Annotated in this window: 14 protein-coding genes and 1 pseudogene; 9 read left to right on the top strand and 6 right to left on the bottom strand. The window is 57.7% G+C overall.

Annotated features, from left to right (window positions below):
• Positions 1-547 precede the first annotated feature (547 nt).
• Together M1E10_RS03855 and M1E10_RS03850 are read right to left on the bottom strand one after the other, a co-directional pair.
• A complete protein-coding gene (locus tag M1E10_RS03855) occupies positions 548-1,048 on the bottom strand; it encodes a YciE/YciF ferroxidase family protein (protein ID WP_499172800.1) in 501 nt (166 codons plus the stop codon).
• Positions 1,049-1,312: 264 nt separating this feature from the next.
• Entirely contained in the window at positions 1,313-2,530 is a 1,218-nt protein-coding gene (locus M1E10_RS03850; RefSeq protein ID WP_499172799.1) for a DUF2254 domain-containing protein, read from the bottom strand.
• 127 nt (positions 2,531-2,657) lie between these two features.
• On the opposite strand from M1E10_RS03850, the gene M1E10_RS03845 reads away from it, so the two are divergent.
• Positions 2,658-3,149 carry a DUF4142 domain-containing protein gene (locus M1E10_RS03845; RefSeq protein WP_499172798.1) on the top strand — a complete coding sequence of 164 codons (492 nt, stop codon included), beginning with the start codon at positions 2,658-2,660 and terminating at the stop codon, positions 3,147-3,149.
• A 224-nt stretch (positions 3,150-3,373) separates the two neighbouring features.
• Positions 3,374-4,363 carry an alpha/beta hydrolase family protein gene (gene pip, locus M1E10_RS03840; protein WP_499172797.1) on the top strand — a complete coding sequence of 330 codons (990 nt, stop codon included), beginning with the start codon at positions 3,374-3,376 and terminating at the stop codon, positions 4,361-4,363.
• Positions 4,364-4,566: 203 nt separating this feature from the next.
• On the opposite strand, the gene M1E10_RS03835 is transcribed toward pip, so the two are convergent.
• Together M1E10_RS03835 and M1E10_RS03830 are read right to left on the bottom strand one after the other, a co-directional pair.
• A complete protein-coding gene (locus tag M1E10_RS03835; protein WP_499172796.1) occupies positions 4,567-4,869 on the bottom strand; it encodes a hypothetical protein in 303 nt (100 codons plus the stop codon).
• A gap of 186 nt (positions 4,870-5,055) precedes the next feature.
• Positions 5,056-5,751, bottom strand: a complete 696-nt coding sequence (locus tag M1E10_RS03830; RefSeq protein ID WP_499172795.1) for a Crp/Fnr family transcriptional regulator — start codon at positions 5,749-5,751, stop codon at positions 5,056-5,058.
• A gap of 94 nt (positions 5,752-5,845) precedes the next feature.
• Here M1E10_RS03830 and M1E10_RS03825 point away from each other — a divergent pair, with 94 nt between their 5' ends.
• The 5 genes from M1E10_RS03825 (at position 5,846) to M1E10_RS03805 (ending at position 9,278) form a co-directional block, all read left to right on the top strand.
• The gene (locus tag M1E10_RS03825) at positions 5,846-5,965 is read left to right on the top strand and encodes a DUF6894 family protein (RefSeq protein WP_499172794.1); all 120 of its coding nucleotides are present in this window, start codon (positions 5,846-5,848) and stop codon (positions 5,963-5,965) included.
• A gap of 565 nt (positions 5,966-6,530) precedes the next feature.
• Positions 6,531-7,046, top strand: coding sequence for a ferritin-like domain-containing protein (locus M1E10_RS03820; protein WP_499172793.1), 516 nt, complete (start codon positions 6,531-6,533; stop codon positions 7,044-7,046).
• A 235-nt stretch (positions 7,047-7,281) separates the two neighbouring features.
• Positions 7,282-8,145, top strand: a complete 864-nt coding sequence (locus M1E10_RS03815; RefSeq protein ID WP_499172792.1) for a Crp/Fnr family transcriptional regulator — start codon at positions 7,282-7,284, stop codon at positions 8,143-8,145.
• Between the two features lie 11 nt (positions 8,146-8,156).
• A complete protein-coding gene (locus M1E10_RS03810) occupies positions 8,157-8,390 on the top strand; it encodes a DUF6894 family protein (RefSeq protein WP_499172791.1) in 234 nt (77 codons plus the stop codon).
• A gap of 132 nt (positions 8,391-8,522) precedes the next feature.
• Positions 8,523-9,278: a Crp/Fnr family transcriptional regulator gene (locus M1E10_RS03805; protein ID WP_499173468.1), complete on the top strand. Its 756-nt coding sequence runs from the start codon at positions 8,523-8,525 to the stop codon at positions 9,276-9,278.
• A gap of 609 nt (positions 9,279-9,887) precedes the next feature.
• Here M1E10_RS03805 and M1E10_RS03800 read toward each other — a convergent pair.
• Positions 9,888-11,105 (bottom strand): GGDEF domain-containing protein, encoded by a 1,218-nt coding sequence (locus tag M1E10_RS03800; protein WP_499173467.1) that lies wholly within the window; start codon positions 11,103-11,105, stop codon positions 9,888-9,890.
• A 729-nt stretch (positions 11,106-11,834) separates the two neighbouring features.
• On the opposite strand from M1E10_RS03800, the gene M1E10_RS03795 reads away from it, so the two are divergent.
• A complete protein-coding gene (locus M1E10_RS03795; protein ID WP_499172790.1) occupies positions 11,835-13,976 on the top strand; it encodes a bifunctional diguanylate cyclase/phosphodiesterase in 2,142 nt (713 codons plus the stop codon).
• Positions 13,977-14,775: 799 nt separating this feature from the next.
• Here the strand turns inward: M1E10_RS03795 and M1E10_RS03790 are convergent.
• The gene (locus tag M1E10_RS03790) at positions 14,776-14,991 is read right to left on the bottom strand and encodes a hypothetical protein (protein WP_499172789.1); all 216 of its coding nucleotides are present in this window, start codon (positions 14,989-14,991) and stop codon (positions 14,776-14,778) included.
• A gap of 202 nt (positions 14,992-15,193) precedes the next feature.
• Here M1E10_RS03790 and M1E10_RS03785 point away from each other — a divergent pair.
• Positions 15,194-15,761: pseudogene (locus M1E10_RS03785) on the top strand (IS5 family transposase); the annotation flags it as partial.
• Between the last annotated feature and the right edge of the window lie 6 nt (positions 15,762-15,767).

Genomic DNA, 15,767 nt, shown 5'->3' with positions numbered 1-15,767 from the left:
GGCCAGGTGCAACGAACAGGCATGTTGGCCTAAAGCCAATCTGCCACTTGGAAATTCGCTTCACGTGGTTGGGAGGCCACGTCATGCAGGGATGCCTCAGGTTGGCGCTGAACTGGAACTTCTAGTGCTCTGCACTGGTTACCGGCGCTTCCCGAAGATCGAATCCGCGGAGACGCCAAATGCTTGGCAGAGGTTCGAACGAGCTCGCCGTTTCGGACAGCTCGTTCGAACTGTATCATCCTGGGCGGTGGTCCGGGTGGAATGACGGCCGCGATCTACCTTGCGCGGATGACCCGCAAGACCCTGCTGGTCGACGGTGGGCGCAGCCGGGCATCTCCCTCATCTGAGGCTAGCCATGTCACCGCTCTTACAACGTCTTCTAGCTTGCCGATCCTGCCGCCGAAGAAGCTTTATCAGGGCCTCCTCGGTTTTCCATGCATCCCGGGATGGACATCCTGATGGCCTCAGGCGCAATCACATTAACGGGTATTCCTTTGTGGCTGCTACCTCTTGACCGAGCTACTGCGTGCGCCACCAAGCACGTCGCTCAGCCAGCCACTTGCTGTGCGGCTGCGTTCAGCGTCTGCTCGGCAAGGGTTGTCAGCAACTCGTCTGTTTTCGTTTCTTCGTTCAGCGTTGTCTCCAGGAGCTTTGCGGCATCGTCCATGCCAAGTTGGGTTGCCCAGCTCTTGAGCGTGCCGTAGCGGCTGATCTCGTAATGTTCCACAGCCTGAGCTGCGGCAAGAAGGCCAGCATCGAGGGCAGGCGAGCCTTTGAACTCTTCCATGATCTCTTCAGCTTCGTCCAGAATGCCTTCGATCGCGGGACAGGTCTTGCCACGTGCTCGCTTGCCGATCAGCTCGAAGACTTGCTGCAGGCGTTCTACCTGCTCTTCTGTCTCCTCCCGGTGCTTTTCGAATGCAGCCTTGAGCTGCTCGTCCTGCGCACCGCGCGCCATCTTCCGCAAGCCGCTGATGATCTTCCGTTCCGCGTAGTAGACGTCTCGGAGCGTTTCGTAGAAAAGATCGTCAAGTGTTTTGTTAGCCAAAGCTGGTCCTCCTGTGTTTGCGTGGGAGCAAACAAATATGAGGCTCCGGAGTTCCCGGATGCTGAGTCCGGCGCCGTCGCCACATGATTACGCACTTATGAAGCTGGAGGCAGGACCTGCAGCCTCTCCTCGGATCCGGGCCTTAGCCTTCGCGATCGCCGCGCGTGCGGCTTCCGCCCGGGCTCGTACGGCCTCTTGATCGAGCATACCGACATCACCGACAGCCTCCACGGCCGCTGACAGATGTTCGTCCAGCAGGTCGCATTATTGTGAAAGCTCGGCATGGTCTGCTATGCGCTGTATAGCCTCGATCAGATGCATGATGACGAACGGTTTTCCGATTGCGTTCTGGCGGATCTGATTGAACGCAGCTCCGACCAATGTGGCGTAGGTGGAGCGGGGCAACACGATCCGCGGTTCTCCCGCCGGGCCCGTTATGACCGACGAGGGGAGAGCGCGTCGCATGAGACGGGAAAGTGCCGCTGATAGTTGCGCCAGGACAGCGACTGCCGTGTACGGATCGTTGATGCCCGGCGACAGTGCCCTTACGGCCATCTCCACGAGATGACGGATCGCGAACTCCGGATCTTGAGTTGACGTCCGCCTGGACCCAACGACGACTGCCTGACAAACCTGCTCTTGAAGGTCCTTCGTCCATTGGGAGGCCGGAAACATGCCGATCCCACCCCCATCGGCGATTACATAGTCTCCCGGCCTGAACGAGAAGCCGATGAACATATTCGCCCTCTGAGCGAGTTCGCGCAGCCTCTCCACGTCGACGCTCTGTACGAAGCCATCGACGCGGGGCCCAAAGAAGTGGGCGTTCTGGTCGAAGCCTTCAGGTAGGGCCTTCTCTGGATCATGATTGCGATCTTCAGCGAGATCATCCAGTTCAGAAAGCATATCGGTGATCTCGATGCCTAGGCGCTTGATCACTGTTTCCGATTCGATAGACCGGGCGAGGAAGTGTAGATAGGAGACGAGGACAAGCACGCTCATCAGGGTGAGCCCAATCCCAAGGGACACGCTGGGAAAAGCTTCAGCGCCGTTCTGTAGGCTGGATCCGACGGCGGCTAGCTGAAGAAGACAATACACGGAGGTCATCACGAAGGTGCCCAGTGCAAGCTGCGTGTGGCGCGTCGACATGAAGCTGCGGATCAGACGCGGCCCGAACTGATTGGCGGCCAATGACAGCACGACCATGGTGATCGAAAAGACCAGGCTGGTCATGGTGATCATAGACGTCAGCAACGACGAAAGGACGTCTCGAGCGTCGCTCGGGGCACTGACGAAGACAAGGATCGGCATCCTGGCCGGATCGGCGTCGGCCAGAACGGCATCCGCTGACGTGGCAGCCGCCGACAGTGCCAGCCCAAAGCTTGCCATAAGCGTTGGCACGAGCCACAGGCTTGTCCTCAACTTCTCCCGCACCACCTGAAGGCTTGGGTTCAGTCCCGTGACTTTGGGAAGTTTGTCGAGCATCCGCCACCTCCGTCCGGCGAACCTGAGCCGTGACGAAAGGTTTCAAGTGGTGGCCAGGAGAGCGGACCAAGACTGGAACTTGCCTTTTCACAGGTTGTTCGGCTGGCGCGGGGCAAGGAGACAGCCAATGAACAGACGTACTCTTTTGATCGGCACGGCGGCTACGGCGGCGGTGCTTCCGCTCGCAAACTTCGCTTTCGCCCAAGGTGCAGCGGTAGATCAGGCTAAACTACCCGCCCTCATGGGCGGTGACTTCGCAACGGCGGCAAGTCAGCTTGCCTTGCGAAAGGCGAACCATCGTGCCGTCAAGACATTTGCCGAACTGGAGATTGCCGAACAGGCCGCAGTCGCCGAAGCTTTCGGCTCCAGTCCGGGCGCCGCAGGGATAAGCCAGAAGCATGCCGCCAGCCTCGAAAAGCTTGAGGCTGCAGAAGGTGCGGCGTTCGATGCCATGTATATCGAGGGCCAGATCGACGGCCACGAGGAACTCCTGGCCATCCATAAGAAGTATGCCCGCAATGGCGGTGACCCCATGGCGCGTGGTGCTTCTATCGTCGGCGTCGCAGGCATCCAAAGCCACCTCGCGATGCTCAGGGGCATCAAGAGCATGATCGGGTAGATTTCTTCAACTTCTTTCCTGAACGAACCGCAGCAGGCGGGCGCAACACCAAAGATGCGCCCGCCTTGCATGCTGCGTTCGAGCGCGGTGAATGCACTATGCGGGCGATCGTCGCCGCAACTCCACGGCATCAACTTGTCACCCTGTACGAGAGAACCGCGTCTCCTTAGTCCGTGAGCGTACGAACGCGGAACAGTGAGCCGAGGCTAGAAGTTCTGCCCGCCATGGAAGCGCCGTGCAAAAAGAACTACTCCCTGTTCCCTCCCATCGAAGAGCCCAATCGCAGCGGAAGACTTCAGGTCGACGACCTGCACTCCCTATACTGGGAGGAATGCGGCAATCCGGACGGGATCCCTGTTGTCTATCTTCATGGGGGACCTGGAGAGGGAGCGGATCCGAGCAAACGCCGGTTTTGGGATCCTGATTCCTATAGGATCATCCTATTCGATCAGCGGGGCTCCTTGCGGTCGACACCGCTTGCGGAGTTGAGAAACAACACGACGCAGCACCTGATCTCTGACATCGAGTCGCTCCGTGAACATCTTAATGTAGACCGCTGGTTGATCGCAGGAGGCTCCTGGGGCACCACGCTTGCATTGGCCTATGGGGAGGCACATCCAGAGAGGTGTCTGGGGTTTCTTCTTCGAGGCGTCTTCCTCGGCACCACTGATGAGATCGACTGGTTCGTGTACGGAATGCGCCGCTTCTTTCCTAGAGCATTCGAAGATTTCTCGAGCTGGATACCTGAAAGCGAAAGAGACGATCTGCTGGCCGCGTACGCCAGGCGAGCGGCGTCGGAGGACCCTGATCTTCGGTTGGAGGCGTGCCGCCGCTGGGTAAAATACTCCGGCAGTTGCTCCTCCCTGGAGCATGATCCGGAAGCCGTCGAAGAGATGGCCCGAGACGAAACGACGGTGCTGGGGATGGGACGCCTCGATACCTGCTACTTCAAGAACAACATGTTCCTCGAGGACAACCAGATCTTGAGGGACTTAGACAGCATCAACCATCTTCCCTGCGCCATCATTCAGGGTGGACATGATATGATCGCCACACCAAACTCTGCATACCAACTCCATAAGGCGTGGCCGCAATCGGTATTGAAGATAGTGCCGGATGCTGGGCACTCTCCGATGGAAAACGGAACATTGAGCCTTCTGATCGAGGCGACGGAGGCCTTCAAGCAGCATAGGCGGTTCACGGGGGCTTCCTGATCGCCTTCTTCCAGAAGCGCCAAGCACAGCGGTCACCGATTTCAACCTGCTGTGGGGAGAGCGACAATCCGATCCGAACTGCGGACCTATCAATAATCGGTCCAGCTCTGAAACTCGACCTACTAATCCTGCTGCGGCAGGTGGCACTTGAAGAGCTGGGTCCGCGGCCTGCATCAGGAGAGCCGTCAGCGCAATAGAACAGCTCAGACATCTGACCAGCCCTTCGGGGCCGCCGTCTTTGTTGTTGCTATGTCAGGTTTGCTCGTACTGATCTCGATCATCGTGCACTTGAGGTGCTTGAACCGAGGCGGCTCCTCCGTCCCTGTTTCCATCACCACGTGCATATCCCGGATCATGCCAGCCGCAGTCAACAGCACATCGCGTATCTCTTCCGGCATCGGCGCGTTGCTACCAATGGCGGCTACGTGACACTGCAATTCTACGATCACGTCGCCCTCTTTCTGGGCTAAAGGGGCGCCGATCGACTTTCGCATAAACCGAACCATGACGATGGTCCTCAGCAATAGCTCCCGCCATTCGAGTTTCGTCAGCTGCTTGGGCCTCTTTGCCGCCCGCACCAGCTCCACGATGAAGTCAGTCGTTGCTCACGGCTTCCTCCCACGCCACTGCCCTGGGTTCTTCCATTCAGCCTTCTGCCGCTGTGTTATCCTCGGTCAGACATTTTCCCGAGCTTATGAGGTCAGGATGAGCCGACGGTACTCGGCTTCAGGTACCCCATAGCAATCCCCGGCAATCTCCTCCAGCTTGCGACGGTCCCGGACAACGATGATGCCCCGGTGCGCCCGGATCGCGCGCTTCTCCTCCACGATATGAAGCGCATCGGTAACGCTGGGTCGTCTGACGCCAAGCATCAAGCTAAGAAACTCATGAGTGAGGGGCATTTGGTCTCCCAACCGGTCGTTCGACATCAACAACCAACGGGCGAGTCGCATCTCGACATTGTACCTGCCGTCTGCAAGAGCAGTTGCTGCGATTTGGATCATGAAAACGTGGACGTATTTCAGAAGAAGCGATCTGAGGGTGGGGCTTCTTGCCATAGCTTCTTGTAGATCATCTCGCCGTATGCGTAGGGCGTGTGCATCGGATTGCATGAAAGACCGGTGCGGAGATTGGTCGACCCCCAAAGCCACAGGCGCCCCTGAAAAGCCTTCGCGGCCGACGCACCCGACCTCAATCCGGCTTCCGCCACCGTTCATGGCGATTTCGGAGGAGAGGCCTCCGTCAAAGAAATATACATACTCGATCGGCTCATTCGGCTCAAATAGGACGTCCCCTTGCTTCAGCGGCACCGTTTCGAGGCGGCGCACGAGCAGGTCTCGGTCGCTGCCAGTGAGCCGCGATAGAAGTATGTTTGTTGTGTTCAGCAACTCGTATCTCCGCCTGTTGCCCCACCCGCCCAGCGGCATTTGGAGCTAGCAACCGTGTGATGGAACTTGATGCCGAGCCGATGGTTCCGCCCACATGCCCCTGTACTACTTCCACATCCGCCAAAGCGATCTTCTCCTTGAGGACCCGGATGGAACCGAGCTTCCTGATATTCAGGCGGCACGTCTGGTTGCAATCGAAGGGTCCGTGACTTAATCGCCGAACGACTACGGCAGGCAAGGCAGGTTGAGCCAGATGCAGTGGTTATCGCGGGTGAGGACGGAAAGTCATTGGCCGAAGTGACCTTCTTGGAGGTCCTTCGGGATCTGATGCCGGCTTTCATCCCATCGGCCCAGAGTGACAGTGGCCAAGTGGTGTAAGAAGTTGGGATGGCGAGGAAGAGGGACTGGTCAGAGCTGTACCGACTGCGACTAGGAAGACCCACGCGCTTCCCCAAGCGCCATTCGCGGATCACGCTTAGCAAGCGGAGGAGCTCATCATCTCGTACCATCCCTGAGCATCAGGTCCGATTCGCAGGCAGACCCGGTGCGGCTCAGTCCAATGCATGGGGACAGGTGAGTGTGACGTGTCCGAGCTTTGAGCAATCGAACAGGAGATAGTCGCTTCCAGGGATGGAAGAAGCCCTAGCTGATTACGCTGGGATGCTTCTGCAAGATAAGTCACGGCAGAGAATAGGCACCCAGCCGGAGACGCCAATGTGGAACATTTGCGAGGCCTTCCCGTTGAACAGCAACGAAATCAACACGAATGGATATCCCGTATGGCTGACACCAACGCAACCCGCGAAGTCTTCGTGACTGGCCTCAAGAACGCTCATGCCATGGAAAGCCAGGCGCTCTCGATCATGAAGCCGCAGGTTTCCCGCATAGAGAACTATCCCGAGGTCGCCCGTCGCCTGGAAGAGCATGTCCGGGAAACCGAGGGCCAGATGACGCGGATCGAGGAACTCCTTCAGCAGCTCGATGAAAGCCACTCGTCGCTCAAGGACATGGCGCTCTCCTTCACCGGCGGCATGGCGGCGATGGGGCATTCAATTGCTGGCGACGAAATTCTCAAGAACTCCTTTGCCAACTACGCATTCGAGCACTTCGAAATTGCCGCCTACAAATCTCTTCTGACGGTTGCGGAAGCCGGCGGCTTCTCCCTCGCCACTTCGGCTCTGCAGACGAATCTGCGGGAGGAGGAGAGCATGGCCAAGTGGATCGATGAAAACCTTGCGACCGTCACGACCCGCTTTGTCAGCCTTCGTGAAGCAGGTGAGACTGCCAAAGTCTGATGATACGAACCGCAAAGAAATCGGCGCCTCGAGGGCCGCCTTCTTTGCCATTTTGGGGTCTCGCTCGCAACATCAGAGTACCGCCGCCATGCCTCGTCATGAAGGCCGCCCTCGCGGCGGCCCCAAGCAGGCGCCGTGATTCTTGCAGCGGCGTCAGGTGGTGTGGCGCCAACTGCCGCTAGGAAGTTTACCTGGATCTACCTCAGGAACAGCGGCTCGATTCCGGAACACTGACATGGCAGATGCGTTCTCACCTCAGGAGGCGCTTGCTGTGGCAAACTCGCTGACAATGAAGCTCGAGCAGTTCATCCGGTTTAACCAGAACGACCGACAACGTCTCGACCGGCTTCTCAGCTACCCGACTTCGACGTTCTCGCGTGGCGACGTCATTATTGAAGAGGGTAGGGAAGTAGAGAGCATTCATCTGCTGCTGACCGGGTTAGCAGCCCGCTCAAAGATCCTCCCAGACGGCGGTCGCCAGATTATGGCGTTCCTGGTGCCGGGAGATCTGTGCGATGTGGAAGTGTTTGTTCTTCGCGCAATGGATCATGACATCATTGCGATGACGGACACTACATGTGTCCTTATCCCTGCTGAGGTGATCGAAAGGCTGCTGACTGAGTCCTCCGACATCACCAAGGCGCTCTGGTGGAGCACCATGGTCGATTCAGGGATCTTGCGCGAATGGATCGTGGATCATGGCCGTAGGGATGCCCGAGAGCAGATTGCGCACCTGTTTTACGAGATGCTCATCCGCCACAGAATTGTGGGCGAGACCACCGACGACAGCTTCTCGTTCCCGATCACCCAGGATGACCTGGCGGATGCGACGGGCCTCACTCCTCCGCATGTAAACAAGACATTGCAGGACTTGCGAGCTGCGGGCTTGATCGAGCTCAAGAACAAAGTCCTCACTATCTTGGACACGCAGCGTTTGCGCCGAGCTGCGAACTACGAGTCCGCATACCTGCACCTCAATCGCACGGAGAGAGGGGATAGGGAAGTCGCCGATCGCGCTGGTGACCTTGTTTCGCGGACTGAGCTGAACGTCGTCGGCCGGGCGGTTGATAGCGTGAAGTCCGCGATCAAGAACCTGTAGACGGGCGCGTAATGGGCCGCTACTTCTTCCACATCCATCATGACCTCGACTTCCTCGACCAGGTAGGAACGGAAGTGGCATCCGGGGATCTGGTTCTCCCGCTGGCGGTAAGGACCGCGGCGACGATGATGGCTGAAGACAATAGCCTCTGGAACGGGCGGGGGCTTGCGATCCGGGTGGTGGGCGAGGGCGGGGAGCTCGTTCTAACAGTGGAGCTGACGACTGTCGTCACCGGCGCGAGATGAGCAATGCGGCGCGAGAAGCCCTCGCAGTCACCGCATCAAATGTCAGAACCGTACAATCCCAAGATAGATTATGGCGGATCGTGAATAGGTATCGCATTGATGGGGCAGTGCTCGCTGCAATCGGCGGTGTGTATGGGTTCGGGCTCTTTCCCGTTGGAGAAGGGAAAAGTGCTGATCAATCAATCTCAAGTTCACAATCGGCTCCTAAAGGCGATGCCGCCGCGGTGCTTCTCTGCCCTTGCGAAACAGCTTGAACCGGTCGATCTTCCAGTAGGGCATGTTCTTGTAGAGCCTGACGTTCCTACCACCCGCGTCGTCTTTATCGGAGGAGGCCTTGGATCCGTCGTTGCCAGAGCTCTCGATGGTGAGACAATCGAAGTCGGTCATCTCGGCTTTGAGGGTATGAGCGCTACTCACCTCCTCCTGAAAACGAAGCAAACGCCGAACAAGACGTTCATGCAGGTGGCGGGTTCAGGTCTGGCCATTCCCTCCGACCTCTTCGAAGAAATCTTGCTCCAGCATCCCGAAGCTTCCGACCTCCTGCTTCGCTACATTCAATCGTGCGAACTGCAGCTTGCGCATTCGGCATTGGCGAGCGCGAGATACCAGATGCCACAGCGCCTGGCTCGCTGGCTGCTCATGTGTCACGACAGGCTCCGTTCGCCGGACTTGCCGCTGACACACGAATTCCTATCGCTGATGCTTGGTGTCAGGCGATCGGGCGTGACCGACCAGATCCACGTCATCGAAGGCCTCGGGATCATCAAGGCGACACGGGGTAACATACACATCGTCGATCGGGTAAAGCTGGAGGAGCTGGCTGGCGGCTCTTATGGGGTTCCGGAACGCGAGTATGAGCGGCTGATCCCCGGCAGGGGCACGAAGTAGGCATTTTCACGGATCCCGCCTCCGGCGGGTTACGCGCCGCGCCAGCCGCAGCCAATCGAGGAAGGTAGCTTTCGGAGATCGCCTCCCTAAAGCCACCATCAGCGTGTCATCACCGTGGTCGTAGTTCTGGATGCTTGGGCGGCAGCCAACATGAGTTGCCAAAATACAGCGGAAGCCTCCGCCGATGACACGTCATCTCAATGGCTTGGCGCACTGTTCTTCACTGGGCCCCCACCTGAGTGCAGGATTTAATTAACGGTTCGCCGGTTCTGATCCCTTCAAGGCGACTGGCTCGTCCGGCATAGTGCCCGATGCAATTGTGCCAACGCGCGACGGCAGTTAGCGCTCCCAGGTCGGTCAGAGCCGCCGCCACCGCGCCTTCCTGAGAGCAACATCGTCCTGGCGGCGGCTTCAGATCGTCTCTGCGCAGTGTGGGCGCCTCCTTGTATTGAAGGCGAGGATGTCGGGAGGTTCGACAGCGCCTAGGCGGTGCAGGCTTGGGAGTTGATTTTATGGTAGCCCGTGCATCTTTGACCGCCAGCGGTCAGCCGCCTTCGCCGCAACGTGCCTTGGTTAGTACAGTTGGAGCGACGACGTTTCGCGGAGGCATCAGGTGGCCTGGCCTGATGGACCCTGTCTGAAAATTGCCACCCGATTTCGCCCACCCTGCTTTGCGCGATAGAGCGCCTCGTCCGCTTGCCGCTGAAGCGCGTCTGCGGATATTTTATGCTCGCCCTCCTCGGTGACTGATACCCCGATACTGACGGTGACGTATGGGCAGGTGGTGGACAGAGGATTGGGCAAAGACGCCGCTTCCACACGGCTGCGGATCTGCTCCGCAACGACGGCAGCCTCCTTTTCATCCGCATTTCTTAGGAGCACGAGAAACTCTTCTCCGCCATACCGAGCGACCTGGTCGCGCTCGTCGCGCAGGCTGCTCTGGATGATGCCCGCGATCTTGACGAGACAGCGATCGCCTTCGGCATGACCAAGGCGGTCATTGAGTTGCTTGAAGTGATCAACATCGCACATCAGGATCGCATTCTCTGGTGTCTGCTCTCCATCGCCGCCCCACACCCAATCGAGCGTCTCGATCATCCAGCGGCGGTTGGCGATACCTGTGAGAGGGTCGGTCCGTGCGAGCAGCTCCAGCCGGGCATTGGTGTCCGTCAATTCCTCAAGGCGCATTCGGTCCCGGAGCACGAGGAGGAATGTCTTGTACGCCAGTATGTTGGCAGTATGACGGGCTGCGACAGTTGCAATGACTCCTGTTGCGAAGAAGAGTGCGCCTGCCAGTGCGCTTCCCCTTCCGATTATGGGATTGCTCATTTGGTATGCCAGATAAATGACGAGCGCATAGGCCGCGATGCTCATGGTCCAGGAGAAGGGAACAGGGAAAATGATGATGGCGGTCACGGCAACGAACAGCATGATCGTCAGGTGACGCTCGTAGAACTCTCCTCCAGCCGAAACGCCGACCAACGCGACCGACATAAGGATCAGAAACACCCCGAGAAGGATGGCTGCTCCATGCACCCATAAGGGATGGGGTTTCCGGAAGACAAACTGAGAGCCTAGAGCTGCGGGAATGAGGATGGACGCGGGAGCGAACATAAGCCTCACGGTCTCTGTCGGAAGCAAAACCGCATTGACGGCCAAGGTCGAGAGATCGAGGACCACCACCCAGATCATCCAGGCCCGAACGATTTTAGACATTTGCGGCCACGACCGGTCCCGGAACCGCCGCGTCAGCTCCGGGCTTAGCTGGATGTCTCGTGTTCTTCCTGCAAGGAGGTGTTCAACCTCTTTGCTAGCTGTCGGCGACAGTTCTTGAAGGCTTGTAACCAGGTGCGTTGGGTTTGCACGTGAAGTGCCTGATGTCCCGTTCACGTTCATCAGTCCGATCTCGATATTTCCAGCCAGTAGGACACTAACGGGTGGCTGAGCAGCAGGGAATTGCCGGCGTTATCGCCATCCTGAGACGCAAGATGTCATAACCTCGTTACCAGATCATCAAGGAATTCTAATGTACGCGTTGAAACAACGTGCCAGGAGCCTCCGAACCAAAAGCCTTCTGGCCGGTCGGAACAACATCCAGTTGCCGCCCTTGTCTGGCTGCTGTCCTCCGGTCGTTCCGGAAGCACACGTCGCGACCTGGAGGACGCGGCGCACCCGGTCATACGTGCGCACCGGACGGCGTCGGTTTCCCGATTGTATTTGGACGCGCTCTTCCTCGCTGACCGGGAATCGGCGGGAAGCGTGAATCGACCTCAGTACCCGAGCGTCCTTCCACGCCGCACATCGAGTTATTTGGGGCGCCTCGATTAGCGCCGTTCTTTTCGAACACTCCCTCAGCGGCTCTCGCTCAAAGCTTGGGATCTGCGTCTGCGGGAAGAGGTCATTGATCTCCTCGAGTATCATCTTCAACAATAATTAATCCTAACGCTTATTTTTTGAGAAGGACTCTTGGGCTATTCGTTTCAGATGCAGCGCATAAGCGGACATGACGTCTTTCTGCCGTCCAATGGACATCATCTCTGTCATCTGGATGTTCAAATGAGCGACATTGAGGCTGCGGGTTCGACTGGATCACGTGGGATAGCTTTTGCGACAGCCCTTGGTACCCTGCTGCTTGCTCTTTCCATTGCCGGGCTCCTTGCGTTCGCGATACTTGCAATGCGCGATTCCGCAAACGAGATGGACGACGCGAGAGCTGTGCGAGCGGCTGAGGCGGCGGCCCTGTCTTTCCAGCAGAAGCTGGCGGCTACGGTCAGAGACAACGCGGTCTGGGATGATGCCTATACCGCCGTCAACTCCGAAGATGCTGGGAACTGGACCTATGAGAACTGGGGAAAGACAACTGAAGACTATCCCCTTTATGATGGGGCTGTAGTCCTCGCGAAAGATGGCCGAACCATTTCCGCCTATCACAAAGGAGAGGAGTTTGACCCTCACCAGCTCATCGGCCCCGACTTTGCTGCGCAGATCCAGAAGTCGAATTCGCCGACACAGGATCCGATCCTGACGTTCGTCGTAGCAGGCGATGATATCGCTTTGCTGGGGTCTGGCTCGATCCAGCCCTATTCCGCCTCCATCACTGACGAATCCTTCAGTGTCCTGAGCTTCTTCAAGGTGGTTTCCGATGCTGTGGTCGATCAGATTGCCTCTGAATACCAACTGATGGGGCTGCGTCTGAGCCGCATGGTCCCGCCCGCGGGGCAGTTGTTGAGCGTTCCGCTGCTCGGATTGGACGGCAAGGCAGTTGCTTACCTTGCATGGCCAAGCCAAAGGCCTGGCTCCGCGGTCTTCGTTCAGACTCGGCCTTACGTGGTCACAGCAGCAGGATTGCTGGTCGCCTTCCTGGTTCTGATCCTGATGAGCAGCCGGAAAGAAGCATCTACGCTTCGATCGCTGGCTGATGCTGCTCGTCATCAGGCGACGCACGACGGGCTGACAGGACTACTGAACAGACGGGGGCTGATTGAAGCTCTTGCGGCGCGAGCGGGTGCCGACCGGGGACAGGACGCTAGCCTGACGCTGCATCTTACCGACCTTGATGGCTTCAAAGCCGTCAACGACGCGTGGGGACATGCTGTCGGCGATGAGCTTCTGAAGATGGTTTCGTCGCGTCTGCAGACCGTCCATGCGGAAGTGGTTTCAGCAGGCCGTTTCGGTGGTGACGAATTCGCCTTGTTGCAGGTGGGCGCAAGTGATCCAGAAGGATTCAGTGGTGAGATTGTCGCTTGCCTTGCCGAGCCCTTCACAATTGGCGGTCGCACGATCGAGATAGGCGGTAGTGTAGGCCACGCCTCTCAGGCCTCGGCGCTCGATCCACTTGAGCTGATGAGGCGCGCAGACATGGCTTTGTACAAGGCCAAGGAAACGGGCCGGGGTCAAGCCTACGCCTACGTGCCTGAACTGGATGCCGAACGCGAGCAGATTGCCAGCCTCGAAGGGCAATTGCGGCAGGCGCTTGCGCGAGACGCGATAAAGCCGGTATTTCAGCCGCTTGTTTCGGCGAGCACGCAGAGGATATGCGGTGTCGAAGCCTTGGCGCGATGGCAGACGGAAACGGGTTCAGTCGCGCCCGATATCTTCATACCCCTGGCCGAGCGTTCGGGCATGATAGACGAGTTGGGCATGAAGATTCTTGCATCGTCGATCCGCGCGGCCTCCCAATGGGGCAACCTGGCCCTTTCGGTGAACATCTCCCCTATCCAGTTGTGCAATCCGAACTTTGTAGAAGGAGTGGTTGCGCTCCTGGAAAAGGAGAAATTCGATGCCCGCCGGCTGACGTTGGAGATCACCGAAGGTGTCCTTATTTCAAATCCGGATCAAGCGCGACGGGCGATCACTGCTCTGAAGGCTTTCGGCATAAAGTTCGCGCTGGACGATTTCGGCTGCGGCTTCGCCAGCATTGGAGCCCTACGGCAGTTCGGGTTTGACAGGATGAAACTTGACCGCTCCCTCGTATGGGGTTTGGATGATGCTGGAAGCGGCTCAGGTGTCCTGAGCGCAACAATTGCACTGGCAACCGCGCTGAATATTCCAGTGACGGCTGAAGGTATAGAGACGGAGAGGCAGGCCAAGGCTCTCGGGCTGGCTGGTTGCGATCAGCTGCAGGGCTATCTGGTGGGCAAACCAATGGGTGCTGAAGAACTTGAAGTGCTGATCTTAAGGGACCGGCAGGCGGCTTGAGGCTCAGAGCAGCCTGTAGGCACGCCCACTCCTTCCCCGCCCGATGGCCACCTTCACTTAGCGTGTCAAAGCGCCTCGCGATCTTAGCCGCGGGCTGCAAGGCCGCATTGGGTTATCTAATATTCAGCATGAGCGAGGTGTAAGCAGCAGAGTCTTGAGTGACTTCTCGGGACTGCAGCCCGTATCCGGGCCGCAGTCCCTTGTGTCGCCTATTATTACATCCCAGGTCTCAATCACCGGGATATGAGCGTTTTTCGAGCACCAGAAGATACGTCATACCGGTAAAGGCACACACGATAGCGGTAAACAACTAGCGATAAGCTGGTCATGCTTCCAGTAGCAGAGCCGTCACCTGATGAACCGCCAAAAGCGATTCCAGTTCTTTGGCGAACAGCTCTGCGGCTGCAGAGTACGTCTTTTTGTGGTACCTGTTCACTGAGCACCATCTTACCTGATTTCCAACATCACGCCGCATCTGAAACGAGACGCGGCGACCAGAGGCTGAGTCACGAACAAGAAGGCGGAAGCATATACCGTCAAGCTCCCTTTCGTACTGCCCCTGCCAATCCGGTTGGGGTTCTCGGCTAATGAAATTTCTCATGGGACCGCTTTAGTAGATTTGCACCTTTTGCAAGACTACTAATATACCCTTGCGCGGGGCTTGGTACTGAGCACATGAATTTCTCGGAAAAGATGTGCATGATCGCGGAGATTGGGCAACACTTCCTCGGCGGATCCCTACCCGGCTGTAGTTGGTGCCGTGACGAGAGGGACTCGATATTGCCTGCGCATCGCTGTATCACGCAAGCTGCTGCTGCCGTGCAGTGCAAAACGTTTCCTCCACCCTGTCAAGAGCGGTGGCTTCGTAAATAGAAACAACATCTTTTAGGTTCGACAAGGGTATAATTGTCATCACGTCGTTGATCACGGCTACGCAAACGCCGTCAATCATCTCGACACTCGACGCTAAAAAATTCCGCTCACCACCATTATCGTCAACGGCAAGAACGTACATTCGAAGAACCTCCTCGTTCCGTTGTATGGTCTCACAAAGAGGTCGCTTTGAGCTTAACAGACCTAGCTACTGCCCCAGAATAACAGCTGAACCTAATCGTTCTAGGGTCGAAACCCGTTGATCATCTTGACTTTGGCGTGGCAAATCAGATTCAAAGCTTGCAGTCGATGGGTTGGAGGTTTGGATAGGTCGCTTGTTTTGACTGTCGGATGAGCAATGGGCGGTCATCGAGCCCCTTTTGCCGAGGAACAAGGGCGGTGCTCGGTGGGTCGATGATCGTCGGGTGATCTCCGGCATCATCCATGTTCTCAAGGTCGGCTGCCGGTGGCGCGACTGTCCGGCGGACTATGGCCCATCGACCACGGTCTACAACCGCTTCAACCGCTGGTCTCGTAAACGGTTCTGGACCGACTTGGTCGAGGCGCTTGCGAGGTCCGGCGCGGTCACCAAAAGCACTTCCATCGACAGCACCTATGTTAAGGCGCACCGCTCGGCCCATGGCGGCAAAGGGGGGCTAAAAATCAGGCTATCGGGCCTTCGCGCGGTGGTCAGACCACCAAAATCCACGTCCTCACGGACGTGACCGCCCTTTTGCGTTCATGCTGACGGGTGGAAATGCGGCAGATAGCCCGGTCGCGCCAAACTTGCTGGCTGGTCTGAAGGGTGCGCGATATCTCCTTGCGGACAAGGGATACGACGCCAACAGTTTGCGAAAGCGGCTGCGCCGATCCGCAATCGTCCCCGTGATACCTGGCCGTTCAAATCGCCAACACGGA

Source organism: Rhizobium sp. PK7-22 (assembly GCF_056530405.1).
Note: the sequence above shows the minus strand (reverse complement) of the source record. Positions and strands in the feature narration are given on the sequence as shown.